Annotated in this window: 23 protein-coding genes, 3 pseudogenes and 1 riboswitch; of the genes and pseudogenes, 5 read left to right on the forward strand and 21 right to left on the reverse strand. The window is 59.4% G+C overall.

Features of this window, described 5'->3' with window-relative positions; all coding sequences use genetic code 11:
• Nucleotides 1-413 precede the first annotated feature (413 nt).
• Nucleotides 414-1,340 carry an HNH endonuclease gene (locus ACIPZB_RS25995; protein ID WP_400643311.1) on the forward strand — a complete coding sequence of 309 codons (927 nt, stop codon included), beginning with the start codon at nt 414-416 and terminating at the stop codon, nt 1,338-1,340.
• A 246-nt stretch (nt 1,341-1,586) separates the two neighbouring features.
• Nucleotides 1,587-1,811 (forward strand): hypothetical protein, encoded by a 225-nt coding sequence (locus ACIPZB_RS26000; RefSeq protein ID WP_400643369.1) that lies wholly within the window; start codon nt 1,587-1,589, stop codon nt 1,809-1,811.
• Nucleotides 1,812-2,295: 484 nt separating this feature from the next.
• Here ACIPZB_RS26000 and ACIPZB_RS26005 read toward each other — a convergent pair whose 3' ends face one another.
• Together ACIPZB_RS26005 and ACIPZB_RS26010 are read right to left on the reverse strand one after the other, a co-directional pair.
• Entirely contained in the window at nt 2,296-3,294 is a 999-nt protein-coding gene (locus tag ACIPZB_RS26005; protein ID WP_400643312.1) for an NAD(P)H-dependent flavin oxidoreductase, read from the reverse strand.
• 192 nt (nt 3,295-3,486) lie between these two features.
• Nucleotides 3,487-3,753: pseudogene (locus tag ACIPZB_RS26010) on the reverse strand (Na+/H+ antiporter NhaA); the annotation flags it as partial.
• Nucleotides 3,754-4,078: 325 nt separating this feature from the next.
• Between ACIPZB_RS26010 and ACIPZB_RS26015 the strand changes: the two are divergent.
• On the forward strand, nt 4,079-6,052 hold the full coding sequence (locus ACIPZB_RS26015; protein ID WP_400643313.1) for a BCCT family transporter: 1,974 nt from the start codon (nt 4,079-4,081) through the stop codon (nt 6,050-6,052).
• A gap of 30 nt (nt 6,053-6,082) precedes the next feature.
• Here ACIPZB_RS26015 and ACIPZB_RS26020 read toward each other — a convergent pair whose 3' ends face one another.
• From ACIPZB_RS26020 to ACIPZB_RS26085, 14 genes and pseudogenes are all read right to left on the reverse strand, one after another.
• A complete protein-coding gene (locus tag ACIPZB_RS26020; RefSeq protein WP_400643314.1) occupies nt 6,083-6,454 on the reverse strand; it encodes a DUF1850 domain-containing protein in 372 nt (123 codons plus the stop codon).
• A 472-nt stretch (nt 6,455-6,926) separates the two neighbouring features.
• Nucleotides 6,927-7,115: pseudogene (locus ACIPZB_RS26025) on the reverse strand (DNA methyltransferase); the annotation flags it as partial.
• A gap of 319 nt (nt 7,116-7,434) precedes the next feature.
• Nucleotides 7,435-7,859: pseudogene (locus tag ACIPZB_RS26030) on the reverse strand (DNA cytosine methyltransferase); the annotation flags it as partial.
• Nucleotides 7,860-7,871: 12 nt separating this feature from the next.
• Entirely contained in the window at nt 7,872-8,474 is a 603-nt protein-coding gene (locus ACIPZB_RS26035; RefSeq protein WP_400643315.1) for a hypothetical protein, read from the reverse strand.
• Between the two features lie 276 nt (nt 8,475-8,750).
• Nucleotides 8,751-9,587 (reverse strand): hypothetical protein, encoded by an 837-nt coding sequence (locus ACIPZB_RS26040; RefSeq protein ID WP_400643316.1) that lies wholly within the window; start codon nt 9,585-9,587, stop codon nt 8,751-8,753.
• A 423-nt stretch (nt 9,588-10,010) separates the two neighbouring features.
• Entirely contained in the window at nt 10,011-10,247 is a 237-nt protein-coding gene (locus ACIPZB_RS26045) for a hypothetical protein (protein WP_400643317.1), read from the reverse strand.
• 341 nt (nt 10,248-10,588) lie between these two features.
• On the reverse strand, nt 10,589-11,038 hold the full coding sequence (locus tag ACIPZB_RS26050; protein ID WP_400643318.1) for a hypothetical protein: 450 nt from the start codon (nt 11,036-11,038) through the stop codon (nt 10,589-10,591).
• 99 nt (nt 11,039-11,137) lie between these two features.
• Nucleotides 11,138-12,301, reverse strand: coding sequence for an AAA family ATPase (locus ACIPZB_RS26055; protein WP_400643319.1), 1,164 nt, complete (start codon nt 12,299-12,301; stop codon nt 11,138-11,140).
• Nucleotides 12,302-12,565: 264 nt separating this feature from the next.
• Nucleotides 12,566-12,835, reverse strand: coding sequence for a DUF3077 domain-containing protein (locus tag ACIPZB_RS26060; RefSeq protein WP_400643320.1), 270 nt, complete (start codon nt 12,833-12,835; stop codon nt 12,566-12,568).
• A gap of 166 nt (nt 12,836-13,001) precedes the next feature.
• A complete protein-coding gene (locus ACIPZB_RS26065) occupies nt 13,002-13,244 on the reverse strand; it encodes a hypothetical protein (protein ID WP_400643321.1) in 243 nt (80 codons plus the stop codon).
• Between the two features lie 424 nt (nt 13,245-13,668).
• The gene (locus ACIPZB_RS26070; RefSeq protein WP_400643322.1) at nt 13,669-14,310 is read right to left on the reverse strand and encodes a c-type cytochrome; all 642 of its coding nucleotides are present in this window, start codon (nt 14,308-14,310) and stop codon (nt 13,669-13,671) included.
• A 9-nt stretch (nt 14,311-14,319) separates the two neighbouring features.
• A complete protein-coding gene (locus ACIPZB_RS26075; protein WP_400643323.1) occupies nt 14,320-15,561 on the reverse strand; it encodes a molybdopterin-dependent oxidoreductase in 1,242 nt (413 codons plus the stop codon).
• A gap of 581 nt (nt 15,562-16,142) precedes the next feature.
• On the reverse strand, nt 16,143-17,162 hold the full coding sequence (locus ACIPZB_RS26080) for a 5'-nucleotidase (RefSeq protein WP_400643324.1): 1,020 nt from the start codon (nt 17,160-17,162) through the stop codon (nt 16,143-16,145).
• Nucleotides 17,163-17,239: 77 nt separating this feature from the next.
• Nucleotides 17,240-17,485 carry a hypothetical protein gene (locus tag ACIPZB_RS26085; RefSeq protein ID WP_400643325.1) on the reverse strand — a complete coding sequence of 82 codons (246 nt, stop codon included), beginning with the start codon at nt 17,483-17,485 and terminating at the stop codon, nt 17,240-17,242.
• 360 nt (nt 17,486-17,845) lie between these two features.
• Between ACIPZB_RS26085 and ACIPZB_RS26090 the strand changes: the two genes are divergently transcribed.
• Entirely contained in the window at nt 17,846-18,724 is an 879-nt protein-coding gene (locus ACIPZB_RS26090; RefSeq protein ID WP_400643326.1) for a helix-turn-helix transcriptional regulator, read from the forward strand.
• Nucleotides 18,725-18,820: 96 nt separating this feature from the next.
• Nucleotides 18,821-19,831, forward strand: a complete 1,011-nt coding sequence (gene adhP, locus ACIPZB_RS26095; protein WP_008090554.1) for an alcohol dehydrogenase AdhP — start codon at nt 18,821-18,823, stop codon at nt 19,829-19,831.
• A gap of 107 nt (nt 19,832-19,938) precedes the next feature.
• Here adhP and ACIPZB_RS26100 read toward each other — a convergent pair whose 3' ends face one another.
• From ACIPZB_RS26100 to ACIPZB_RS26120, 5 genes are all read right to left on the reverse strand, one after another.
• Complete coding sequence (locus ACIPZB_RS26100) at nt 19,939-21,276, reverse strand: OprD family porin (RefSeq protein WP_400643327.1); 1,338 nt, start codon at nt 21,274-21,276, stop codon at nt 19,939-19,941.
• Between the two features lie 16 nt (nt 21,277-21,292).
• Entirely contained in the window at nt 21,293-22,081 is a 789-nt protein-coding gene (locus ACIPZB_RS26105; protein WP_400643328.1) for an ABC transporter ATP-binding protein, read from the reverse strand.
• Nucleotides 22,078-23,100: a FecCD family ABC transporter permease gene (locus ACIPZB_RS26110; protein ID WP_400643329.1), complete on the reverse strand. Its 1,023-nt coding sequence runs from the start codon at nt 23,098-23,100 to the stop codon at nt 22,078-22,080. The genes ACIPZB_RS26105 and ACIPZB_RS26110 overlap by 4 nt, the downstream gene beginning before the upstream one ends.
• A 110-nt stretch (nt 23,101-23,210) precedes the next feature.
• Nucleotides 23,211-23,411, reverse strand: a riboswitch (cobalamin riboswitch).
• Between the two features lie 28 nt (nt 23,412-23,439).
• Nucleotides 23,440-24,606 (reverse strand): DUF1624 domain-containing protein, encoded by a 1,167-nt coding sequence (locus tag ACIPZB_RS26115; protein WP_400643330.1) that lies wholly within the window; start codon nt 24,604-24,606, stop codon nt 23,440-23,442.
• A gap of 205 nt (nt 24,607-24,811) precedes the next feature.
• On the reverse strand, nt 24,812-26,938 hold the full coding sequence (locus ACIPZB_RS26120; RefSeq protein ID WP_400643331.1) for a TonB-dependent receptor: 2,127 nt from the start codon (nt 26,936-26,938) through the stop codon (nt 24,812-24,814).
• Nucleotides 26,939-26,988 lie beyond the last annotated feature (50 nt).

A 26,988-nucleotide genomic window follows, 5' to 3' on the forward strand; every position in this document is an offset into this window, starting at 1 on the left:
GCGGCGATTGAAGAAGCTAGGCAGGATATGACCAGCTTCTTCATGCGATACAACCGAATCAGGCTCCACAGCTATAACAACTACCTGTCGCCAATTGCTATGGAGCAACAGGTAGCTTGATCACCGTAATCGGTGTCCGGCAAAACTTGACCAGAACAGCTTGCCGGCGATGAGGCCAGCACTGGCAACAGAACTTTGGACAGGTGCAGCTATGGGTCGCAAGCAGCTGCTTGTGAGGGACTGCTTTCGACCTATAGCTACCGGCCGCCAGAGGCGGCAACTGGTCCAGACCTGCCGCCCAAAGTGCCTTTCAAATCTGCGAAGCCCCCGTTCACTGACAAATCTACTGCTTGACTCAAATCTTCGGATAGATTCGACAGTGGGAAAATAAAACCATGAAAGGAATGCGAAACATGCCGCGAGATAAAGCGTTCTACAAGAGTCTTGGTCATGAGTTGATGAAGGAGTTGGCCGCGACGATCAGCGCCGAGTTGATTTCAGGTGGAGCTCTCGGGGCCTATGAGACAGTGGAACTGCCCAACGGGATGCATGTGCGCTTCACCAGCTGGCGTGGGGGTGGCGGGCCTTTCTACATCATTTTGTTCAAAGGCGCGAAGTACGTATTTGAACTTGATCTGTCGATGATTGTGCATCAGTGGGGGCGCTTCACGTGGCATCTCAAAGTACCGAGCCATGAGCAGAATGTCGCACTGCTTGAGGCCTGGTTGGGTGCGTGCTCGACGTTTGACGAGGGCTATTCACAGTCGGTCAAAGGCGTAAAGAGGCGCCTAGAGTCCGGCGTAAACACGCCCCGTACAGGTTATCGATTTATTGATGATGCCGAGTGGTCGGTTGTCTGCGAGCACTTTCTTGAGTTGATGAGCAAAGCGATAAAAGCGCACACAACCGACGACGAGGGGGATCATCAACGTGCGGAGGCGAGAGATGACGACGGCAGCACGGTTATGGCAAAGCGCAGAGCCCGGCGTAATCAAAGTCGATTCAGACTCAATCTGATGGAGCTGTACGATAGCGCATGCGCAATATCCGGCGAATGTGTTGGGGAGGTGCTTGAGGCTGCACACATTGTGAGCCACTCTGAGACCGGTCTGAACCATACAGGGAACGGGCTGCTACTACGCTCTGATCTCCATCGGCTGTTTGATAGAAGCCTCATCGCGGTTGATCCGAAAACACTCAATATCGTGGTATCACCGCTATTAGCGGAATCGGGGTATCAGAGATATTCCGGGAAAAAGCTTAGGTCTCGTATAGACGGATCCCATCCTGACCCCGAATACCTTGAGAGAAGGTGGACTCAAGCTGGTTTGGAGAACTAGACAGCCCGAATCATTCGAACAGCGGGCCTGCTTCTTCTTTTTTTGGACGCCCTCTACCTCTGGAAATCACCAGAAGTAGCTATGGGTGAAAGTTGCTTCAGGACCGAAGGCCCCTACCACTGAGCCTGCATAGATGAGCTTGGCGAAGAATTGCATTGGGTCGATAGCGGTCCTTACAGATCTTCATTCAGATTGTGTCCGGTTTTGGCGTCCTATAATCCGATGACCACAGATCGGAGCATGGCGGTGGAAAAGCGCACGTTAATTGGAATGGTTGAGGCTGGCGAGCCGCTTATTCAGCAGGCTGTCGACGCCATGCGGCAGTACCACGAAGCCGAAGATGCCGGTTGGCCTACCGAAGAAGTCGAGCGCCTGCGCCTTCTGGCGGAGTCGCTGTTCCAGGCGGTATCTGATTATCAACTTCGAGTCATGGCCAAGGCACGCGGCAAGGATCTGCCGCCTCTCCACTAAGCTGCTCATCGGCAGCACTCCTGTGAGTAGCCACATCAAGGAAGGGTAACGGTCGGCAGAACGCCGGATGCAGGCCGGAGCCCGTGGGGAGATTTTCGGGGGGGCGTGAAATCTGGTCTGACACAGTGCGGCACCGTTTGCAGCGAGCGCCCGCTCAAGGTCCTGTAATTCAAGGCTTTTCTGCTTCCCTGCACGCATGGGGTGCAAGGGGTCGAGTGTTCGAATCACTCCGTCCCGACCAAAAAACTCCAAAGAATCCAGTCACTTAACGGTGACTGGATTTTTTTATGCCTGATCGATTCTAACTGGTCAGCAATTTTGTCCCACTTTTTGCCCCACCGAGATGTCGATTGAATTTCGCGTGCTGGTTAGCACATCCGAATCCGTGAGTTGGGCTACTCAGGACCGTTTAACTCTATGGGTGAATGGTCAGATGCTCGGGTCGGTGAATCTTGAATGGCCGTTTTCGACCCCAAGCGGACATCTAGGCTTGGCTGCGCAGACCTTGCAAACGCTGCATTGCCCAATGCGCATCGTCGAGAATCTCATCAAAGATAGCTTCCACCGACTGCACGGTATCGACAAACACTACGGATGGGCCATAGTCGAGCATGCCAAGACTACTGTCGCCCGTCCGGTAGGCCTGGGTGGTGAGCGCCCCCATCACATGCGGGCGGTAGTGTTCGAAGTCGCTAGTCCCTGTCACATCCAACGCTGCGACTGCTTTTGCGCTTTGGTTGTTCAGAACCCTGTGATGTTGCTGTAGGCCAGTCTTCACTACGACGCTATCGGTACCATCGCTCTGGACCAGCAGATCCTTGTAATAACGGTGAATCCACAACTCCTCCGCGACCAACATCCGAGAGCCCATCAAGATAGCGTCAGCCCCCATCATCAGGGTCGCCGCCAGTTGGCGACCTGTTCCTATTCCTCCGCCGATGACCAGTGGAATGGAAATCTCTTTCGAGGCATGGGGCGCCTGAACCATGCTGCTGATTCCATGGGTACCAGGATGGCCTCCACAGTCATTGCCGACAACGATGACTGCATCCACGCCAAGCCGTGCAGCTGAGCGCGCGTAACGGACAGCGGGGACTTTATGCAGGACTTTGATACCCGCATCCCGTAATGCTGGAAGAATCTTTTCCGGGCTTGCCCCCGAGGTTTCGACGCAGAGGACTTCTTCCTCGGCAAGAATCCTCACGTACTCTTGCAGGAGCTCAGCCGCCTCGGCTTGACTTGAAATGTAGAGGTTCACGCCGAAGCCCTTGCCGGAGGTCAGGTCACGGCACATCCGAAGTTGTTCACGAAGCGCGTCCGAATCCGGGAGGCCGGCGGCAGCAATGAACCCCATCCCGCCAGCGTTGACGACTGCCGCGACGTAGCTCGCGTCCGAGACACCGGGCCCCATTCCGCCGCAAAGGATGGGGTGGCGAATGCCGAGCATTTCAGTAATGCGCGTATTGAACAACGGGCTTCGCATATTGGCTCTCCAGTTCGTTGACGGCACAAGGGGGCAAGCCGATCCGGACGAAGGAAGTCAAATCCACTCGACAGTGCCACACATCACGGGAAGGCTAGAACCTTATAACTGAACAATTGTTCAGCAGTAAAGGCGAAGATCAGCTTTGGGTCGAAAGCAACCATTGGACTTTATGATTCAGGCTCAGTGCGAAATCTCCATACCGACCACCAGGAAGAAGATGGTCATCAAGCCGTCATTGATCCAAAAATGCAGAGATTGCGAGTAGACCCGCTCACCGAGCCCGAAGGTCAGCGGGGTGTGCCAAAGGCTTTCATAGCTTTCGGCAGCTGGAGAGTTCGCCCAGATCAGGGCGGCAACAGCCGCGAGCAGTAATACGATACCGCTGACGGCTTCGTTGTGCAGAAAGCGTTCAAGGTTGGCGAAGGCCCGCTCGGCCAGTTCCTGGGCGCGAGGCAATTCTTTTTTGCATAGTCACAGAGACTCCCGCATGGCGGCCCGACCTGCGCTGTTCGTTAACCTACCTCACTGCACCGTGCAGCTAGCACCCGCCGGTAGTCTTCAGAACAACGGGGACCAGATGAACGGCCACCTCGTGAGACGCAATGTCGAACAGGTCGTGCTGGGCGATCGTTTGAGATTTTGATCGGAGAACGTTACGGTTTATCTCCATTTCGAGCATGGAAGGTTCGGTGACCGGGCATTTGCCTGGCTGCTAGTCTTTGAGCAGGTCGTCGTGCCCGGCGACCTTGTGCTCATCGTCCCCAAAAGGAGAACTGCCGCAATGACTGCAGCCCCGAAGCCCAGGAGCACTCTCAATCCACCTGTCTTCTATACCAGCGCAATATTGATCTTTCTGCTGGTGGTATACGCCACGGCATTTCAGGAACACGCCCAATCATTGTTCGAGCAGGTTCAGCACTGGATCATCACGAACGCCAGCTGGTTCTACATTCTTACCGTGGCGCTGGTGCTGATCAGCGTGGTGTTCCTGGCAGTCAGCCGCTACGGCGACATCAAGTTGGGGCCGGACCACAGCGAGCCCGACTATCCCAAGAGCAGCTGGTTTGCCATGCTTTTCTCGGCAGGAATGGGTATCGGCCTGATGTTCTTCGGCGTAGCCGAGCCGGTCATGCATTTCACCACGCCGCCGGTAGGTGACCCAGGAACCGTCGCTGCGGCCCGTGAAGCGATGAAGATCACCTTCTTTCACTGGGGGCTTCACGCCTGGGCGATCTATGCCATCGTTGCGCTGATTCTGGCCTATTTCAGTTTCCGCAACGGTTTGCCACTGACCTTGCGCTCCGCGCTCTATCCGTTGATCGGTGAACGCATTTACGGGCCCATAGGCCATGCCGTGGATGTCTTTGCCATTCTGGGTACGGTATTTGGCGTGGCCACTTCGCTGGGCTATGGCGTGCTGCAGATCAACAGTGGTTTTCACCATGTGTTCGGCCTGCCGGTAAATGCCACGGTGCAGGTGATACTCATCGCCGCCACCTGTGCTTTGGCGACGTTGTCGGTGGCCAGTGGCCTGGATAAAGGAATCCGCATCCTGTCGGAGCTCAACCTGGGGCTGGCGGTCGTGCTGATGGTGTTCGTGTTGTTGCTCGGGCCCACGGTGTTTCTGCTGCAGACCTATATCCAGAATACCGGCGCCTATCTCTCGGACATCGTCAACAAAACGTTCAACCTCTATGCCTATGAACCCACCGACTGGATTGGTGGCTGGACCCTGTTGTACTGGGGTTGGTGGTTGTCCTGGTCGCCCTTCGTGGGGCTGTTCATCGCTCGCATTTCCCGAGGGCGAACGATTCGTGAGTTCGTCTGCGGCGTGCTGTTCGTACCGGCAGGGTTCACCCTGCTGTGGATGACGGTATTCGGTGACTCGGCGATTCACATGATCCTCAACGATGGCGTGAAAGACTTGGCGGCGGTGGTCGACCAGGACAGTTCCCTGGCGTTATTCGCGTTTCTTGAACACTTCCCGTTTTCCAGCGTGGTGTCACTGATCGCAGTGTTGATGGTAGTCGTGTTCTTCGTGACTTCGGCGGATTCGGGGGCGCTTGTGGTCGACATGCTGGCTTCTTCCGGAAAAGGCCATTCACCCCTATGGCAACGCATCTTCTGGTCGGTGAGCATCGGCGTTGTAGCGATCGCATTGTTGTTGGCTAATGGGCTCAAGGCCCTGCAGACGGCGACCATTGCCAGTGCCTTGCCCTTTGCGGTCATCCTTCTGGTTGCCATCTGGGGTTTGTTCAAGGCCCTCAGCCTGGATGCGACCCGCCGCGGTTTGCGCAACCAGGCATTGCCCGGCCCTCGACATACCCGGCACCCGCACGGCGGTTGGCAACGCCGTTTGCGTAATATCGCTATGATGCCGCGCCGATCGCATGTCAATCGTTTCATCGCCGAGGTGGTTCAGCCTGCCTGTGAAGAGGTCGCCCTCGAACTGCGCAAGCAAGGTTATGAAGTGACGGTGAGTGAGCGGGAGGACGGGCGCGTGACCCTTGAGCTTTCTCATGCCGGCGAGGGGCGCTTCCTCTATGAAGTGCGGCCGCGCGCATTCAATACCCCCAGCTTCATCATGCGTGATACCGAGGACGGCGCCGATGCCCGCAAGTACTTCCGTGCCGAAGTGCACCTGCGCGAGGGTGGCCAGGACTATGACATCATGGGGTGGAGCCGCGATGATGTGATCGGGGATATCCTGGACCAATACGAGCGCCACCTTCACTACCTGCATGTGGTGAGCTGAAGGCCTGTTTGCATTGCTCTGATCAGAGGGTCAGGGCAATGCCGCGTGCTGCGCCGCGCCTGAGGGCAGTTCGCAGGCCCAGAAATCCACGGCGGCGACGTCCTTGCTGGGCGGCCCCAGCCAGTAGGAAAGCGGCCGACACCCATCGGCAGTGCACACTTCATAGTCACCGGCTTCAGGGGTGCGTCCAGCGTGCAAGGGTTGCAGTGGCGGTAACGGGCGATGATAAACCCACGCGCCATCGCGAAGCTGGGCATCGTCCGGGATCTCCATGCCAGCACCGTTGCCGTGAACCCGTGCCTCCATCAGTATCAGGCCCGCGGGCGTCAGCCGATAGTCTTCTTCCCAGCGAATCTTCTCGATGCTGTGCTGCCAGGCCAGGGTGAAGTCATGCTGAATCACTGTGCTATCAAAACGTTCCGTCTCAAGGAGAAATTTTTTAACGCTGAAAACACCGCATGGTTCGGGCATCCATTTCCCTGCTCAGCACAGGCGTTCACGTCGATGGGTACGTGATAATGGGATTTGAATACGAATTGCTCCTATCTAGGCACTGCTCAAATTGGGGATGCAGATAATGCTTCCGGGGGCGTAGCACGAGGTTCGCTGGCTCTGTTTTCTGTGGGCATGGGAATACCTCGGAGCCAGCCTTAAGGCCGGCTAAGCTGAATGTGTCTGGAATAGGAGGAATGGCGATGACCAGAAAATTCATCTGCCTGAACTGTGAGGAAGAAACAGACGCTGAGTTGGTACACGACGAGGGATTGGACCGCCAGGTTTTCTTTTGTCAGCAGTGCGGGGCTAAGCATGTAGCTGTCATGGAGTCCCGTGCACCTGGCGGGCCACTAGAAATGCAGTTCCGGCTAGTCGAAGACTAGGCCGCTGCAGTTTGTCGGTCAGCCACGGGCCACGGGTCGTTGGCGCGCGCAAGGGCTGCCATTGGAAGTAGGCTTACGCTGTTGCCGCACATGTGCACCTGCTCGGTCTTGGTGAACGGCTTGCCGTCAGCGCCTTTGTCGATGATGTAGTCGACAGGGAAACCTTGGGCGCGGTTCCAGAAATGCAGCTACGCGCAGTGCACCGGCCTGGTCGAAGGGCCGTCTGTTCGCTTTTGCTGGATCGGTTTTCTGAGGGCAAAGGGATACCTCGTAAGCTCGACTACAATTTTTGAGGAGAGTTAGGGAGGTCATATGAACAGTGAATTTCGCTGTCAGAATGAGGCATGTGCAGCTACATTCGAGGGTCGTATCACGGAAGATCCTGAGTGGGATGACCTATTCGTAATCTGTCCTCATTGCGGTGCGAAGCACGCTGCGTTCGCAAAGCTTGGGCTTCCGGGCGGGTCTGAAACCTATCGATTCAAGCTGATGGCAGAATCGAGTTTAGGCCGCCTTCAATAGAGCTTCGATAACTGCGCTGCCCGGCCAGTGGCGGCACGGCCTTCCGGCCATGTACATGGTCAACCGGTGGTTGTCCGGGCGCCGGAATGACATAGCGGCCAAGGCCTCGCTGGCGATGAGCATCCGCATGCTGTCGCCTTCGACCAGTGCCCAGCGGTCTAGGGTGGTGATGGTGCCGATCGGCCGGTTGATGTCGCGCCCGGTAGTGCCGAAGCCCTTGCCATTGTAGGGCATGAAGAACCGGTCGCCGAAGCGCTGGCGTCCGTTGCGCACTCGGTCGAGTGTGGCCTGGACCCGGCTTGGTTTCTCGATCGGCGACCAGCGTCCGGCGTCAAGCTGGCGGCCGGTACGTGCCGCTCGCGCGGCAGCTGCAGCATCAGCGGTGCCTTGCTGCGCGTCAGCACCATGACTACCTCACTTTAGAACCAGCCACTATCATCCTCCAGCTCCCCCCGACACTGCTTGAGCTGTGCGCCGTAGACCTTCGACTGTTGCTCAACCTTGCGCGCCACCTGCATCAGCCAAGGTTTGCTGCGGTAGGTGCCCCGGCTGAAACCACCGCGGCCTTCGTGATAGGCAAGATACTGGTTGTAAGTGTCCCACTTGGAGATGCCCAGCTGCTTTTGGGTACCGGCGGTGTACCAGCCGATGAACATGATCGCGTCGTCGAAGTTATCTCGCGAGCCGCCATTGCCGGTGCCATCCTTGTACTCACCCCAAACTGGATCTTGGGCTTGTGCATAACCGTAGGCAGAGCTGACACGGCCCCAGGGAATTACCCACAGCAAGTAATCACGAGGAGGCAATGCATCGTGAACGAAGCTGCTTTCCTGCTTCATGATTGCCATCGCTACATGTTGCGGCGTGCCGTATTGCTGTTGCATCTCCAGCGAGTCTTCATACCAGTCGGGGTATTCGCGGAAGATATTGCACAGGTTGTTTTGATCTTTAGGTGGCGCAGTGGCGCAACCTATCATGATCACGCACATCAGCATCAACGCCCAGAGTCGCCCTTGTTTCATCCATCGCCCCAGCAAAAAATGAGGGCTTATTGTGCCCTTCGATTACACGCAGAGCCTGACTCGAAGCAGCTTGCGGTGAAAAGGGCGTGATGGTGTCAGATTTTCTCAACCTCTGGTAGGTAGCGGCACTGCGGCGACCCGACTTGCCCCGCAATGCGATGTGGCTGTTATTTGCAGGGTGTGACGATCATGGCGTTCTCCATGCATGCAGTTGGGAATGCCCTCTCTGTTCGGCGCTACAAAGGTAAGTTGCTGCCAGCCCGCTGAGAAACTATCTCACCTTGCGGGCGGCTCTGTCGTATCGCTCAGCGACAAGTCCTTAGGATAAACGGTAATGAACGCACTGATCGCGGGCGTATCCTGATCGTCGATACGAATCTTGGGTGTTTGAGAAGACCGGGTGATCTGCGAAGCAATGTTGGCCGCTATGAAGGCGTGCTCGATGTGCTGGCTACCCGGGCTGTTGTACAGCACCACATGAGCGCCCGTGGCGTCTTTCGTGTGCATCAAATGCTTTATCTGAACCCGTACGCCTGCTTTCATCATGGCTACAGCGATCTGCTTTGAGAACGCCAGTGCTTCGTCATCATTTTTGACGATGTTAAGCAGTACGGTTGGGGTGGCCTTGTCCTTGGCCAGCGCTACAGCCAATGCCTTGAACGCGGCCTGAGCTTGCGCCGTCAACTTCCTGGGTTGGAGGCGGGCTTCGATTTTCAGTCGGGCCTGTTCCTCTGCTGCCAGTCGCGCGGTCAACGCCTGGTTCTGTTGGATGAGCGCGTCGATTTTCAATTGAGACTGCGCGCTAGATTCATCGGCCTTGGGAATGAGTTGGCCGGCCTCTGCCATGGACCTGTCCGATTGTTTGATTTGGACGTCGGACATAAGTTGCGCCAAGATGACCGCGCAAGCAGAGATCAATGCGGCGATGATGGCGGTTGACATAGCAATGGCATGAATCAGGCTGGCATTCTCGGCTGAAATCTCGGGCATTAGCTTGCTCTTGAAAGTTTTGCTTTTCATGGATTTGCGTTTTAGAAGGATGCGGCAGATTGCCATAAACTTTCGAAGCAAGCGAATTTTGGCGTCGTCACATGGGGTGACTAAGGAAGGCATGACGAGCGCCTTAAAATGAGGGCTCTGTCTTACTGGTGTGCGCATCATCCAATAATGTGCTGATCAATTCATCGGGGCTGTAGCGTGGATAAGTGCACCCGTGCTGACGCGCGAACTGAATCGAGGGTGAAGGCTAAAGAAATAACGGTTTGCGACCCAAAGCGGCTACCCCTGTCGAAAGTTCTGTTGCCAGCGCCGGCCTCATCGCCGGCAAGCCGGCTCCCACAGAAGTATCACCAGCCTCCAGTCTTACGTTGTGCCTGTGGGAGCCGCGCTTGCCGGCGATGGGCCGCGAAGCGGCCCCACCATCCAGATGCTTGCAATGACTACATCCGGCGCGTGCTGCTCAAGCTGGCGTAGTCCTGTACGTCGTGGCGATGTCCTCAGGCAGGACAGCGCGCCACAAAATCATTGGGTGGCGCTTCAACAAGTTCTCATTGGAGTAAAGCGTTCGTCGGGATTTCGACAGGTCTCGTTCATTTCTGCGCAGGCGGCTTCTGCCAGTGTCCTCGTCGGATAGCTTGGCTTGCGTCGCATTTTTTCTTGGTTGTCGTAGATGTCGAAGCCCCCGGATACGGTATTGGCGTAGAAGCGAGCTCCTGATTGAAATGAGTCTTTCTCGATAGGTACGGCTGGAACGATAACGAATCTTCTTTGCATCTTTCGTGCCTCCCCTGGCATGAGGCTCAGTATTAGATCTACACAGGGAAGCCATCAAGATGACTCATAGAGTATTTTGGAATGACATTGAGAGCGTTCCGAATTCGCCGTGAGCTAAAAGGTCAAAACAACCCGACTGGGAGGCGATTTAGCACGCGGCATCGCGCCGACCCTGAGTCCGTTGTTGGTGGGCTAGGCTGAGAAATCGACTGACTGTGCGACGCCGTCGAGCCACAAGGGACACGATCACTACCCAGCTAGGCGGGCGCCTCTGACGTGCACTAACTTTGGTGTTGATTAGGTATGTAGGTGCGGCGGGATAGAGAATGGGCTTGTCTATTTCACAATGCCTCTTTCTTGATATTTCCGCAGAAAATATCGATGTTGCCGTCGGCCGGTGTTGTTCGGACAACAATAGAATATTCATCGGCAAACAACGCCGACATCATGACATTTGCGGTTCTTGAGTACGTCCATGTACGCGTTCTTGCCATGCGATCGGTGTCAACGCGATCATTCATTGCGTATGCCATTGGCCCGGGTTGCTGGCAGCTACCTTTGTTTATGAATGTGTAGAGGCGCAAGGGGAGGGTGGTTCCATTCGGAACTCCACCGATGAAGAACGTGAAGCCGGTCTGTGTGTCTTGGCTGCTCAGCGTGACATTGGCGATTTGTCCTGTATTTTGCCGAGTAGCATCAAGGGTAAGCGTTACCACTTGATTTGACGATGTTGCGCAGCCCAGGATGCTTGTAATGATTATTGAAAGGGCTAGTCGAAATTCGAGGTTCATTGTCGACGTCCTATTGGAGAAGACCCATAAAGGGTAGCTCATGAACAGCAGCTTCAGCGCTCCTGTACGACGCACGTCATTCGCAGCCCAACGCCAGCTTCAATCTACCCAGCGCCAGAGCGGCTCATCTAACAACCCAACCCCGCGCAGCTGAGTCTGGCCCTGGTTCTTCTCCAGCTCCAACACATTGCAACCGTCACATGCCCGCAGCGCCTCAATCAACGGGGCACTGTGAGACACGACCCAAACCTGGCTACGACGAGAAGCGCGAATGATCAGTCGCGCTAGGGCAGGCAACAGGTCAGCATGCAAACTGGTTTCCGGTTCATTGAGCACCATCAGTGACGGCGGCCGTGGCGTCAGCAGCGCAGCCATCAACAGCAGATAACGCAGCGTGCCATCCGACAATTCAGCGCCACCCAGCGGGCGCAGAAGCCCATGCTGGTGCAGTCGCACGCTGAACAGCCCACCCGGTGGCGCATCAATCTCCAGGCGACTACCGGGAAACGCATCATCCAGTGCTGCCATGAGGTCTTCAACCTCACCAATCTCGATGATGGTCTGCAACGCCGAGGCAAGGTTGCGTCCGTCGTGATGCAGAACCGGCGAGCGCGTCCCCAGCTGCGGTTGACGACAGGGCGCATCGCGGTCGATGCGCAAGTGATCGTAGAACCGCCAGCTGTTGATGAACGCCCGCAGCTCTCCGATCTCCGGCGCCTGGCGTGGGCGGCCAACGATGTTGAAAAAGCTCTCACAGCTATCGGCATGTTGATCCAGTACCGTCCAACCGTTTCCCTCCCGGGCACGAACCATCGCGTTCTTGCGCTCTACCAGCAAGGACGATGGCCGGTACGCGCCGGCACCCCAGATGGCTTCGGATTTGATCTCGGGGTCGAGCATGAAGGCGGTGGGATAGGGCAGGGGAATCGGCAGGCCGAGCGAGATGGCAAAGCCGAAATCCTCGGTGGCGAAACCGAGGCGCAGGCGTTTGGCTTCGCTCGGATGCTGGCCTTGGATGGGCACTTCAGCGCGCTTCATGCGCTGGCTCATCTCAGGCCCGGCCCACCAGGTCGAATCCAGTCCGCCTTCACGGGCAAGCGCTTCTATCACGCCACCCTGGGCGGTTTCGGCGAGTAGGTGCAGGGCTTTGTACAGATTGGATTTACCGCTGCCGTTGGCGCCGGTCACCAGGTTGAGTTGGCCTAACGGCAGCACAAGATGGTTGATCGAGCGGTAGTTGCCGATGGCGAGGGTGGTGAGCATGCGGAGCGTCCCAGCTTGAACTGAGTGATCGATTGTGGCCGAACTGGGCCTGCCTTACTACTGATCAACACGGTTTCGGGAGTGAGGGGAGTTCGTCTTCAAGATGGTCAAATAGCGCACTTACCATTGTGTTGAGGTGGGGGGGATGCATGAGTGAGTTGTCCTGGGTGTCGGCGCTGGGAGTTGGGTTGTTGGGGCCGCTTTGCGGCCCATCGCCGGCAAGCGCGGCTCCCACAGTGGGGGCGCGCCGAGTGGGGTGGGGCTTCAAGGGGGTTTCATCATGCCCAGTTCAGCATCGTCGAGCAGGGCCTTGGCCAGGGCGCAGAGGTAGTGCGAGGCCCAGAGTAGTTGGGGTTTGTCTTCGATCAGGCCGTCGATGGACAGGTCGCGGGCATAGCCCATCAGTTCTGAGGCCTGTTCGCGGGCACTTTGGCAGGGGATGCCGGGTTCGATGCGAAACAGTGGATGGGTCTGGTTTTCACCTTGGAAGAAGGTGGTTTTGCCGACAGTGAAATGGGTGTCTTCGGTGGCCATTGTTTGATCTCCCTGAAGTTGTAGGTGCCTGGGCTGGCCCTATCGCCGGCAAGCCGGGCTCCCACAGGTTTCACTGATCGCCTGAGGGTCGTCTACAACCTCAGGGCGGTGCTGTGCGAGGGGGCAAGCCTGCGAAAGGGTCAGGCCAGGCGGATCATGATGCGGATTAATGCAGTGTCTGCGGATCGGCTGGCTTTTGTATTTGAACCAGTGCCGACTCGAGCAATTTGCGCAGGGCTTCAAGCTCGTGCATTGACGCCATGATCAACAAAGACACGGGTGATTTGGGCTGCATCAACATCGCCTGTTGGGCAACGACTTCCGCGCAGAGTGCGTAGTCAGCGGCCACCATCAGCGTGTCTTCGAGAGAGTGAGCGTTGTGAGGCGGATCGGGAACGATCTTCAGCATGGTGTGGCTCCTGTCGTAGTTGAGCAACCACCAAACGCGGCTAAACGAATAGGTGGCAGCTGTACGCGGGTTAGCCGACCGGGACGTCAGGCACCCGGCGCACCTTAAGGTGCCCCACGCACAGCCGCCATAGAGGCGCGAATGCCGATTGCTCGGTATTGCACGGCTGTGGTGTCCGACGTTTTTTGGGCGGCTAACCCAGTCGCTGAGTGACAACGACGTGCCGAGACTAGAGTCCACTTTTTGCGTGCGCAACGAAAAACAGGCATCGGCAGTATCTTTGGGAAATGTCCTACAAGAAAGAAGCTAAATCTGATTTTTTTAGCCGTTAGGCGTAACAACATGTAACGCGTGAATAGGGGTAAGGACTACGAAATCAAAGTGCGGCCTTTCTAGGCCGCACGCTCGTCATTGTCCCGGTTCTTTACTGCTCAAGAATAAACGCCGCCAGCTTTTTCAAATCATCCGCTTTCAACTGCGCAAAAGCCGGCATGGGCACATTGCCCCACTTGCCACTGCCGCCTTGCTGAATACTGGATGTCACTTTCTCCAGCGCCTGTGCGTCGCCGGCATATTTGGCTGCCACCTCGTGATAAGACGGGCCCACAACCTTGTGATCAATGGCGTGACACGACAGGCAGGCATTGTTCTGCAGCAACGACATGGCATCGTTTTTTGCAACAGGAGTGGCCTCGGTTTTTGATGGATAAGAGGCAGCTTGCACCCCGGCGTCGCTGGTCTGGGCAGAACCGTAGGTCGTGGCCAGGTAGGCACCGATGATGCTCACATCTTCATCGCTGATCGGAGCGCCATACGTGTTTTTCATCTTGCCTGCTTCTGCCGTCCATTGTTCCAGACTCATGCCTGGCGGTTGGAAGTTGATGTAGTCGGCAGAATGGCAGGTTGAACATTTCTGTTGTGCCAAGGCATAACCCGGCAGCGAACTGGGTTTGAGCGCAGCCGTTTCCGGAGGCAATTTGATCGTGAGCGGTTCTGCCTGCGCCGTGGCAATCCAGCAAGCCTGCGTTGCAAAGAGCAAGGCGGGCAGGAATGTGATGCGATTCATGCTACCCCCTCAGGCAATGGTCACGTGGGTTGTTTCCACGACGTTGCGGCGGTAGCCGCCAGGGTTCCAGTCGGCTCGCAGTGGTTGAGTTTCCCCCGCGTTACTAGAGGCCCGCACCATCAGCTGGGTCGCGCCACGGTGGGCGAAGTTGATCGGCAGCGTCCACTCACGGAAAGAGAAGCGGCCAAGGTCCTGCCCAAGTTCGGCTGCGCGCCACTGCTTGCCACCGTCGATCGAGACCTCCACTTTGCTGATCCCGGCACCACCATCGAAGGCAATGCCCTTGAGCATTACGGATTGCTCTCGCGGCAATACATCGCCGTGGCTAACGCTGGTGATGAAGCTGCGCACGGGCAACTTGGAAATCGGCCGTGTCTTGGCCGGCGTGGTACCGGGGGCGACGCAGAGGCAGTCGTTGTCTGGCACGCGGTAGCCCTTCGCCATGAAGAACCCCTCATAGGTGTGGTCGAGCACTTCGATTTCACTCAAGTGCTTGACCCAATAGGTGCCGAAATAGCCCGGCACCACCAGGCGTATGGGATATCCATTGAGGAAGGGTAATTCAGCGCCGTTCATGGACCAGGCAATCATGGGTTCCCCGTTCATGGCATGGTCGATATCCAGGGCCTTGGTGAAGTCTGGCGTGCTTGAAAGCACAGGCTTGTCGAGACCGTCGAACGTCACCTGCCTTGCCTCGGCTTTCACGCCTGCTTTTTCCAGAACGGTCTTGAGCGACACGCCCACCCAACGGGCGTTACCCATCGATCCATTGCCCAGCTGGGCCCCGAATACGCGAGGCATCGAGAACGCTCGGCTGTTGCCCGAGCATTGGTTCACGGCCACCACCGCTATCGGTTCGGCGAGTGCCTTGAGCTCGGCAAGGGAGAGTGACAGGGGGGTATTGACCGAGCCCTTGATCGTCAGGCGGTAGGTATCCGGGTCAATGCTGGTAGGAAAGTTGGCCAGGTGGTAACGGACAAAGAAAGCGTCATTCGGGGTGATGGGGCCCTCGTTGAAGACGCGGAACGGGGTTTCGAGATGTGGGGGGCGAGTGCTTACTACGGTCAGCGGTCTTTTTTGCGGGTATTGCACCAATGGCCGTGGGCCTGCGGCAACACTGACGTCCTGGTCTTTTTCCTCGGCTGTCTTCGCCAGGCTGGCTAATGGACTGGTCGCGACTGCGAGGGCGAAGGCATCGCGCAGCACACGCCGGCGACTGAGGCGTGCGCCATCAATAAAACTGAGTTTCATCCAATATTCCCTTTGATTGCTTGGGATGCGTTTGATTGCCTCCCGCCAGGGAACAGGGGCGCGCATCCGGCTTTGCGTAACGGTTTATCGTTACCGAGCGATTCAGTATCCACATGTATCGCTAGGATGCTTTTCATTCGGCGTCATTGACTTCCCATTCGATGACAACAGAGGGCGGGCGAGGATGGTTTTGCTAACGCTCCGAGAATCCAGCGTGGAGCTTGCGTAGCAAGAATGCCGCTTGACTTAGCATGGCCGCATGACAGATTATTTTTCGATCCTGTCATTCCTGCGCGTGTTGGGGAGTGATGCAGAAGCCCGACATAGCGTCGGGCTTTTTCATTTTGGGGACAGGGACACGGTTCAGGGTGTGTTAATTGCTACGACGAACCAGAAGGAAGCTGTCCAGAGTGCTGAAGAAGTGGTTCTTGTACATTTCCGTTGCAGGTGTAATGGGAACCTCCAGTCGTGTCATGGAACACATCTCATTGTGGAAGCCTTGGCACTTGGTCAAGAGCATTGTCGCGCATTGGGTCGTTACCTGAGGTCCGCGTGTAGAGGCCGGCCGCCCGCTATATCGCCTATAGCCCCACGGAATCCTTCTGTTCGAGCACTGCAGTGCTCAACACTTCCGTTTGTTCCGCGGATCCAGCTTGCACATTCACGTTCCCAAGCGACTTGTTCGCCACGCCAAACGGCACATGCACCATCGGCAAATCCCCCGCGGCGGACATCAAGTGACTGCGCTGGTCATCGAAGAACATGTGCGGCTTGAGAATCGACAGCACCCGGTCTTTTTCCATGCCGCCCAGAAAGAACGACTCATCCGGTGAAACGCCCCAATTCTTCAACGTCGTCACCACCCGTTCATGGGAGGGTGCATTGCGCGCCGTGACGATGGCGATGCGCAGAATGCGTTTGTAAGTCGGGTCCTGCGCCAGCTTGCGGTCTTCGAGCTGGCGGATCAGCGAGAGCTTGCGGTAAAGGTCCGCCAGCGGCCCTGGCTGGTGTGGAATGGTCTTGCGCGCCTGTTCATGGGCCTGGAATTCGGTCAGGTCGAGGCGCTGCTTGTACACGCTTTCCGCTTCGTCATCGGCAATCACGCCATCGAAGTCGAAGGCCACGCGCAACTCCGTATCGATCTCGTCGTCGTAGATACGTGTCGGCAGTACCAGGCCGGCCGGGTAATTGGCATCGATGGCGCGTTGCACGTCGCCTTCATGGGCACTTAGAAACAGTGATGCATTGAAGGCGGGAATGTACTCGTAGGGCGAACGGCCGGACATGAACGCCGCACGGGTAATGTCCAGGCCGTAGTGGTCGATCGAGCGAAACACCCGCAGCCCGGTTTCTGGGGAATTGCGCGAGAGCAGTACCACTTCCACCGGCAATTGCTCGGGAAAGGCTTTGTTGATGCTCAGAAAGCGGCGGATGAACGGAAAAGCGACGCCTTTGGGGAAGGGGACGTCGAGGTGCTCTTGCTGGTGCTCCCGATAGGCATCGACGCCTTCCGATTGGTAGATGGCGTCCGAGTCGGTCAGGTCGAACAGGGCGCTGGAGGCCACGCCGACGACGAGTTTCTGTTCGATGGGGTAGGGCATGGAAGGTTTCCCTGGGTGGATGCGTAAATAGGTAAACACAGTGTCAGGGTAAAAGCGATGAGGGTCGGATCGCCCCATCAGGCTTCGGGGACCAGCCCCAGCAGCAGCTGGACCTGACGTTGCAGTTGGCTCACATGCTCCCGTTGGGCGCGAAGCTCGGAGCGCAGCTCGCTGTTTTCCTGTTGGTGGATCCGCGCGGTGCGCTCCAGGTCACGATCACTTTTCAGCAAATTCCAGATATCTCCCATCCGAGCGTGTTGCAGGCCTTGCACCAGCAGGCAGGTGCCGGTGACGCCCAGCAAAATGATTTCGAGTGCTTCCATGGTGAGGCTTCCTGAGTAGTGGCTTATTGCCGGTAGCCAGAAAGATATGTCTAGTAAAGCGACATGTCTATAGTGGTGACTTGTACAGGTAAATGATTGGTACAGGTTGAGCAGGGTTCGTGGCGAGCCGTTTGCCAGAAGGAGAAAGCGTTTTGATATCGCAGGGTGTGGCGCAGTCGCCGAATACCGTGGCTTGGGCATGCTCGAGGGCCCTTGCCCCTCTGCCTGGCGCGCGGCGCATGGATGTGTCGATTTACTTTACAGGTGAACTGCAATTTGCTTTGCGCCTTGCCAGACACGTAGGATTTGACGACACGTCATTTGACTGAGCAGATATGGCTGCTCCTTACAGGATCCTGGATGAAACGCGCCCAACACATGCAGCAAACCCGCTGGGACCTGGCCTTGCGCTACCAGCTGATCGAAACGGTGGTCTGGTGGGAGGGGCGGCTGACGACCAACCACTTGATGCAGAGCTTCGGTATCAGCCGGCAGCAGGCTTCCAAGGACATCAACACCTACATCACCGACTACGCGTCGGAGAACCTGGTCTACGACAAGCAGATAAAAGGCTACGTGCCTACCGAAGCGTTCAAGCCGCTGTTCATCGATGACAGCGCCAGTGCCTACCTGGATCTGCTCAACCAGAACAACGCGCGTGCGCCGCATATCGAAGGCTTGGCCTTGGCCTATGGGCACACTGAAGTGCTCAAGGTCCCTGACCGGTCAGTGCAGCCCGAAGTGCTGCGACCGTTGCTCAAGGCCTGCCGGGAGAAACGGCGGCTGGATATCGACTATGTGTCCTTCAATAGCCCGGAGCTGGAGGGGCGTACCATCGCACCGCACACCCTGGTCTATACCGGGATGCGTTGGCATGTGCGGGCGTACTGCGAGAAAAACCGCAAGTACCGCGATTTCGTACTCAGCCGTTTCCGCGGTGTACCGCTGCTGCGCGATGAAGTCACCGAGAACGGCATGGAACACGATACGGAATGGAATTCGCAGATCGATGTGATCTTCAAACCGGACGAGCGCCTGACGCCCGCGCAACGGGCCATTATCGAAGTTGACTACGGCATGCTCGAGGGGCGTCTCGTGGTGCCTAGCTCATTGGCGTTGGCCAAGTATGTCGTCCGCCGCTTCCACGTAAACCCCAGTGTTCATGACGCCAGGCCCGAGGCCCAGCAACTGGTGCTGGCCAATCGGGCAGAGCTCAAGCCGTGGTTGAGCCTGGACTGAGCGGCCGCTTTTTGACCTGAAGCAATCCCTTCGTCCAGATCGCCTCTATGCTGAACCCTTCAACTCAAGCTCACTCAGGTAAACAAGGAGGCATTCATGAAAGCTGCAGTTGTTGCCAAAGGGCGTCGCGTCGAGGTGGTGGAAAAGACACTGCGGCCGCTGGCGCACGGTGAAGCGTTACTGAAAATGCAGTGCTGCGGCGTATGCCACACGGACTTGCATGTGAAAAACGGCGATTTCGGCGACAAGACCGGCGTGGTCCTGGGCCATGAAGGCATTGGCGTGGTGGTCGAGGTCGGGCCAGGTGTGACTTCGCTCAAGCCGGGCGACCGGGCCAGCGTGGCCTGGTTCTACCAGGGCTGCGGGCACTGCGAATACTGCAACAGCGGCAATGAGACGCTGTGCCGGGAAGTGAAGAACTCTGGTTATACCGTGGACGGCGGCATGGCCGAGGCCTGCATCGTGGTGGCGGACTATGCGGTAAAAGTGCCGGACGGCCTCGATTCGGCAGCGGCCAGCAGCATCACCTGCGCCGGGGTGACCACTTACAAGGCCGTGAAATCGTCCAATATCCGCCCGGGGCAGTGGATTGCCATCTATGGCCTTGGCGGCCTGGGCAACCTCGCCCTGCAATACGCGAAAAACGTCTTCAATGCCCGGGTCATTGCGATTGATGTCAATGATGAGCAGCTGGCGTTTGCCCGTGAGATGGGCGCCGACCTGGTGCTCAATCCTCGCAGCGAGGATGTGGCGAAGGTCGTTCAGGAAAAGACCGGCGGCGCGCATGCGGCCGTGGTGACGGCAGTATCGAAAAGCGCCTTCAACTCGGCGGTCGATGCGCTGCGAGCAGGTGGACGGCTGGTTGCCGTAGGCTTGCCGTCTGAAGCCATGAGCCTGGACATCCCGCGCCTGGTGCTCGATGGCATCGAAGTGGTCGGGTCATTGGTCGGTACTCGGCAGGACTTGATCGAGGCCTTCGAGTTCGCCGCGCAAGGCAAGGTGGTGCCGAAGGTGACGTTGCGTCCGGTCGAAGACATCAACGATATTTTCGAAGAGATGCTCGAAGGGAAGATCAAGGGCCGCATGGTCATCAACTTCGAAGGCTGACGCGATCCCCTGTGGGAGCCGGCTTGCCGGCGATAGGGCCCGAGCCGGCGCCAGCCTTCCCTGGCCTCATCGCCGGCAAGCCGGCTCCCACAGGGACACCAGTGCTTTCACAATCCGCCCGTCAACGGCCACTCGACGGCCAGGCGGATCTGGTCGCCATCCAGCTCCGCCTGTGCCGTGTTCCCCCGATGCAGGTTATGCCGCAGCGAGAAAGCCGTGCCTTTGGCCTTGCCGCTCTGCACCACATAGCGTGCCTCCAGGTCTCGCTCCCAGTGCTTGCCGCCCTGGCCATAACCCAGGTAGGCATAGCCACCACTGGGGTCGACATGGCTGCCATCGATATCGAACCCGCGCACATACAGTGCCGTCAGGTTCAAGCCTGGCACCCCGTACCCCCCCATGTTCAGGTCATAGCGCGCCTGCCATGACTTCTCGTGCGGTGCGTTGAAGTCGGACATCTGCACCGCGTTGGCAAGGTAGATCGCCCCACGGGTCACGTAGTCGAACGGGGTATCGCCGTGCACCTGCTGCCAACCGAGACTGACGCTGTGCGGCCCCTGGCTGTAGCGCGAGACCAGGCTCCAGGTGGTGTTGTCGATGCGTCCGGACAGGGCCTTGCCAGTGTCGGTGGTACGGTACAGGTTCAGGTCCAGGCTCAGGCTGCGGCGGTCGTCCAGTGCGTGGGTCAGCGTGCTGCCGAGGTAGTGCTGGTTCCAGGTGTCTTCATAGCGGGAGGTATACAGACTGCCGGTGAACGCGGCGCCGGGGTTCCACACCAGGCCGGCGAGGTCGAAGGTATTGCCCTGGCGGCCGTTGGAGTAGTTCACCACGAAGCCCTGATCATGGCTTGAGGCGTTACGGTCGGTGCTTTCGTTGAAGTGCCCCGCGACCAGTTTCAGCGTGTCGATTTCGTTGCTGGAGAAGAAGAACCCGGTTGCCGTTTCCGGCAGCAGGCGGCTGTCGGATGAGCTGAACACCGGCGTCTTCACCCGCTGCTCGCCATAGGACAGCACAGTGTTGGACAGGCGCAACTTTGCCGCCGCGCCGCCCCGGCTGTACTCATTCTTCGGGTGGCCGTCATTGTCCACACCGAGCAGGCGCGCCTTGCCCGCCCGGCCACCACCGCTGTCGAGCTGTACGCCCAGGTAGGCATGGGCATCGATTCCCACGCCTATCAAGCCTTGGGTAAAACCGGACTGCAGCGTCCCCATCAAACCGTAGGCCCATTCTTCAGCCAGGCCATTGCGTTCGCTACGCGGCTTGTAGGCATTGCGGGCGGCACTGTTGCGCCCGCCATGCTTGTAGTCACGCTGGTCGTACACGGTGCGGTTGAGCAAGCTCCAGTTACTGTCTTCGACCAGCCCACGGCTTTGCGATTGCACCGATTCGGCAAGCGCGGCAACGGGCAGTAAAGCGCTGGCGAGCAGCAGGGCTGTGGAGCGCATGGGGCAGCTTCCTGGTTCAGGGGACGCGAAAACGCAGGAAGCGCGCGCCGTCGAAGGGATCGGTGAGGTAGTGGCCGTGCACCCCAAAGGTGCTCAGCAGGCGTTCGGGGGTGAGCACATCCAACGGCTTGCCCAGGGCAACCAGGCGGCCCTGGTCGAGCACTGCCACGCGGTCGCAGGTCAGCGCCTGGTTGAGGTCGTGCAGGGCCACCAGGGTGGTGACCGGCAACGCCTGGACGCGGTGCAGCAGGCTCAGCTGATGCTGGATATCCAGGTGGTTGGTCGGCTCATCGAGCAGCAACACCTGGGGCTGCTGGGCCAGGGCACGGGCGATGTGCACGCGTTGGCGTTCGCCACCGGACAGCGAGCCCCAGAGACGTGTGCGCAGGTGCGTGGCATCGAGGTCGGCCAGCGCCTGCTCGACGATGGCGCGGTCCTCGCGGGAAAACGGTGCCAACGCCGACAACCACGGCGTGCGCCCCAGGGTCACGGCGTCGAATACGCGAATGGCATCGAGGGTGTCGGCTTGCTGCTCGACCAGCGCCAGGACCTGGGCGATACGCCGTCGAGGCAGGCGCGCGATAGGCTCGCCGAGCAAGTGGACGCTACCGCTTTGCGGGGTGCGCAGCCCGGCCAGAAGCTTGAGTAACGACGACTTGCCGGAGCCGTTGGGGCCGACGATGCCGAGGGTTTCGCCTGCCACCACGCTCAGGTCGATGTCACGCAGTACAAGGTTACCGGCCAACTGAAAGCTCAAGCCCTGACAGGCGAGAGGGGCGAGTTGCAGCGCTGTCATGGCCGTCATGGGCGTCCCCGGCGGCTGACCAGGATCAGCGCGAACACCGGTGCGCCGATCAGTGCGGTGACCACACCCACCGGAATCACCTGACCAGGAATCAGCGTGCGTGACAGCACGTCAGCGGCAATCAGAAACAGCGCGCCGCCCAGTGCACTGGCCGGCAACAGGCGGTTGTGGCCGGGGCCGAGCAACAGGCGCAGGGCGTGCGGAATGACCAGCCCGACGAAACCGATGGCGCCGACAATGGACACCATCACCGCCGTCACCAACGCCGCGCAGCAGATCAACAGCCACTGCGTGCGGCGCACGGCAACACCCAGCGAGGCCGCCGAATCGGCGCCGAAGGTGAAGGCGTCCAGGGCGCGGCGCTGCCACAGGCACACCAGCAAGCCGACTAGCGCTGCGGGCAGCGCTAGCCACACCGACGGCCAACGCACGCCGCTCAAGTTACCCAGCAGCCAGAACAGAATGCCGCGCGCCTGTTCGGCGGTGGCCGACTTGGTGATGAGGAACGCGGTGAGGGCGTTGAACAGCTGCGAGCCGGCGATGCCCGCCAGGATCACCTGGGCGTTATGGCTGCTCGGGCCGGCCGCACGGGCCAGCACCAGCACCAGGGCGAAGGCCGTCAGTGCGCCGATGAATGCACCGGCGGACAGGCTCAGGGCCGCACTGCCCAGGCCCAGCAGGCCGACCAGTACCGCACCGGTCGAGGCGCCTGCCGACAAGCCCAGCAGGTACGGCTCGGCCAGTGGATTGCGCAGCAGCGCCTGGAGGATCACCCCGCAGGTCGCCAGCCCGGCGCCGCAGGCGGCGGCGACCAGGGTGCGGGTCAAGCGGTAGTTCCAGACGATGCCGGCGTCGATCGGGTCGACCGGGTAATCGGCTTGCCACAGGTGGTTGGCCAGCACCTGGCAGACCAGCCGCAGCGACAACTGGGTTTCGCCAATGGCCGTGCCGGCCAGCACGGCCGCCAGCAGGGTCAGCAGGGCGAGGCCTGCGAGCAGGATGGCGAAACGGGGCTGCATGCTGGGCGATCTCCTATCGGACAGTTCACGGAAGGAACCCACGGACAGGCATCGCCGAGCCCCCGCACGCAGCGGGGGCAGCACCAATGGCCAATCCCGGACACCCCGCCGGTTGGTGAATGTAGGCCGGCAGGTCTCCTGACTGGTGCGTCGTCGCCCGGCTCCGGCCTTCCCGGGTCGGTTGACCCAGTGGCATCGATGGAGCGGGCTCGGCACCTACAGTTGCGGGGGCAGTTCCGTTTGGCACGCCTTGGGCGGGCCAGGGATTCCCTGTTAGTTCCATGGTGGAAACCGGCGGGCGGCATGGTAGACCATCAGGCCGCCGGGTGAAACGCTAAATCACAGGTACTTGAGCCAGGTGATATCGCGCCGGCGTGCCTTGAGCCGGGCAAATCCGCGCACCGGCAGGTACAGCGCCACGGCCAGCAGCGCGGCGGTGAGCCACACCGCGGCAATGCCGTCGAAGCCGAAGTAGTCGCCGTGGTTGCGCCCGAACAGGGCGACGCTGGCCAGGTACAGCAGCTTCAGCACGTACAGGTGCAGCAGGTAGAAGAACATCGGCGCCGCGCCGAACACTGCCAGGGCGCTGATCCAGCGGGCCTGCCCGGCGCGCTCGAAGGTACGCAGCAATAGCAGGCCGCAGCCCAGGGTCAGGGCCAGGAACAGCAGCGACGGTGGATACTTGGTGATGTTGAAGAAACTCATCAGGGTTTGGGTCACGGTCGGGAAGCCGCTCCAGGGGGCTTCGCCATAGCCGTTCTGGATGCGCAGCACCATGAAGCCGAGCAGGGCGATGACCCCGGCCAGCAGCAGGTGATACTGGCGTTGTTGCGCATCGCTACCCCGGGCGAACCAGGGACCGAGGCCATAGCCCAGGGCGATCACGCCGATCCATGGCAGCACTGGGTAGGAAGTGCGCAGGCGCAGGTTTTCGGAGAGCTCCAGCCAGCCACGGTCATGCAGGATCGCCCAGGGCACGTGCAGGGCGGACTCGACGCCGAAGTGCAGGCCATCGAGCAGGTTGTGCCCGGCCACGATCACGGCCCCCACGGCCAGCAGCGCGGGGCGCGGCAGCCACACCAGCAGCGACAGGGCGAGCATGCTGATGCCGATGGCCCAGATCACCTGCAGGTAGATGACACTGGGCGGCAGCTGGAACGTCCAGGCGAAGTTGACCAGGGTGAACTCCAGCACCACCAGGAACAGCCCGCGCTTGAACAGGAAGGCCGAGACATCGCTGCGGCCCTGGTATTTCTCGCCGTACAGCCAGGCCGACAGGCCCGTGAGCAGGACGAACACCGGCGCGCACAGGTGGGCCAGGGTGCGGCTGGCGAACAGCGACGGGTCGGTGGCGTCGATGGCCATCGGGTCGCTGACCTGGCGGTGCAGGAAGAAGGTTTCGCGCACATGGTCGAGGAGCATGAACAGGATCACCAGGCCGCGCAGGGCGTCGATGCTCTGCAGGCGCTGGGTGAGCTGGGTGGGAGTGGCGGCGGCACTGGTCATGGAAGGGGTCGCAGGCAGGAATGAATGTCAAATGAAATGTTATCTTATAACTTTTTGGGGTAAGCAGGGAAGTTGTTTTTGTGGTGTTCATGCGGGCCTTATCGCCGGCAAGCCGGCTCCCACAGGGACACCACCGGCTTTAAGAACGGTGGTGTCCCTGTGGGAGCCGGCTTGCCGGCGATAGGGCCGGTGCAGTCACCTCAAATCAGAAGCTGTAATCCACCGTCGCAAAATACGACCGCGGCGCCCCCATCACCCACTGCGTGCCGCTGAACGCCGAAGCCACATACTCCCGGTCGAACAGGTTGTTCACCTGCAACCCCAACCTCACATCCGGCAGCACCTGCCAGCCGATATTGGCATCGACCACGGTGTACCCTGGCGCACGCTGGGTGTTGGCAGTGTCGGCATAACGCTCGTCCACATAGCGCGCGCCCATACCCACTTCCATTTGCTGGCCGAATCCCTTGCTCAGCCACAGGTTGGCACTACGCCGCGGCACGTTGGTCGGGCGATTGCCAGCACGGTCCTGGGGCACGCCGCCGACCATCTCGTCGAATTCGTCATACTTGGCGCGCACCACCGCGGCATTTGCCGAAACCTGCCACTGCTGCGGCAAACTCAGCTCCAGCGTCGCCTCCAGGCCATCGGACGTCTGTTGCCCAGCTTGTTGCGGTTCATGGGTGAACGGGTCATCCACCAGCAGCTTCTTCTTGACGATGTGGTAGGCCGCCAGCGTCCATTCGCCCCGACCTTCCCAGAACCGCTGCTTGAGGCCCAGCTCGGTCTGCCTGGCCTCGGTCAGGTCGTAGTGCATCTGGCTCGGGCTGAGGCTGATCAGGTTGTTCACCCCGTCCTCGCTGGTGGAGTACTGGCCATACAGCGACAGGTTGTCGGTGACCGCGAACACCAGTCCTGCGCGCCAGTTGCCACCCTGCAAACTACGGTCACTGCGGGTGCCGTCGGTGAGGTTGTCGCGGTCGATATGGTTCTGGTCGCGGCGCACGCCGGTCACCAGCGACAGGCGCTCGGTCAGCTGCAGGCGGTTCTCGGCGAACAGGGCGAAGGTGTGGGTGGTGGACAAGGTTTGCGGGCGCGTGGGCGAATCGCTGTGGAACCAACCCGGCGCCGGCTGCCACGGGTCGATGTAGTCGCCGCCCACATCGTTGTAGGGCGCGTTGCTGTCGACGTTGAAACGCACCTTGTTGTACTCGGCACCGACCAGCGTCCTGCTGGTCAGGCCGAGCAGCGAATGGTCGAACGTGAAGGTCTGGCGGTCGCCGATCTGCTCCTGGTTGTGCCTGATCTCCAGGTAGCTCTGGCGCAGCAGCTGCTCGCGATCGACGTCCCAGCTGTAGTTCTCGGCGTTGCGCCAGTGGCGGCGGCTCTTGATGTAGTAGAGCTGGTTGCTGGCGCTGACCTGGTCGCTGAGGGTCCAGTCGGTGGTGAAGCGGGTCCATTCATCGTGGTAGCGCTGCACGTCGTTCTGGATGTTGTAGTTCTTCTTGCGCAGGCTGCTGCGGTAATGGCCGTCAATCAGCGGCGTGCCGTAGTAGTTGGCAGGCTCGGCATCGCCACGCTCATGGGCCAGGGTAAAACTCAAGTCGTCGCTGGCGTCGAAACGCAGCGCGGCGCTCAGGGCCAGGCTGCGCGAATCGGTGCGGTCGACCCAGCCGTTGCCGGCTTGCTGGTTCAGGGTGAGGCGATAGCTCAAGCGCTCGCTGAGGCTGCCGCCGCTGTCCAGGCCCAGTTGCTGGCGGTCCCAGGAGCCGTAGCCCAGGCGCAGGTGGTTGTGGATTTCACCGGCGAAGGGCTTTTTCGGGATGACGTTGATCACCGCTCCGGTGGCGCCCTCGCCATACAGCACCGAGGCCGGGCCACGGATCACATCGATGCGCTCGACCATCCACGGGTCGACCGGGAAGGTCTGGGTACCTGCGCCGGTGAACAGGTGCGCGCCGTCGAACAGGGTCATCACCGAGCCATGCCCGGTAAAGCCACGCGCCGACAGGCCGGTGCCGCCATCGCCCGGGTTGCCGATGAAGGTGATGCCCGGCGAGCGGGTCACGGCGTCCTGCACGGTGAGGTTATTGCGCTGCTGAATCTGCTCGTCGGTAATGCTGCTGGTGCTGGCCGGGGTTTCCAGGGCGCTCAGGTTAAGGCGCGAACCCGCCTCGGTCGGCGTGGCAAGGTCGACGTGCTGCTGATCGCGGGTATCGGTGATGGCTGTGGAGGGCAGTGCCAGCACCTGGCTGTCGTGCTCGTCGGCCAAGGCCGGGAAGGAGACGGCCAGGCAGGCCGCCAGAGGGTGAAGCTTGAAGAAACGGGACATGTCTTTCCACTACTGCAGGAATGAATGGATCCCGGTGGAAAACACGCAAA

The sequence above is a fragment of the Pseudomonas sp. NPDC089396 genome (genome assembly GCF_044749545.1).
Lineage (GTDB): Bacteria > Pseudomonadota > Gammaproteobacteria > Pseudomonadales > Pseudomonadaceae > Aquipseudomonas.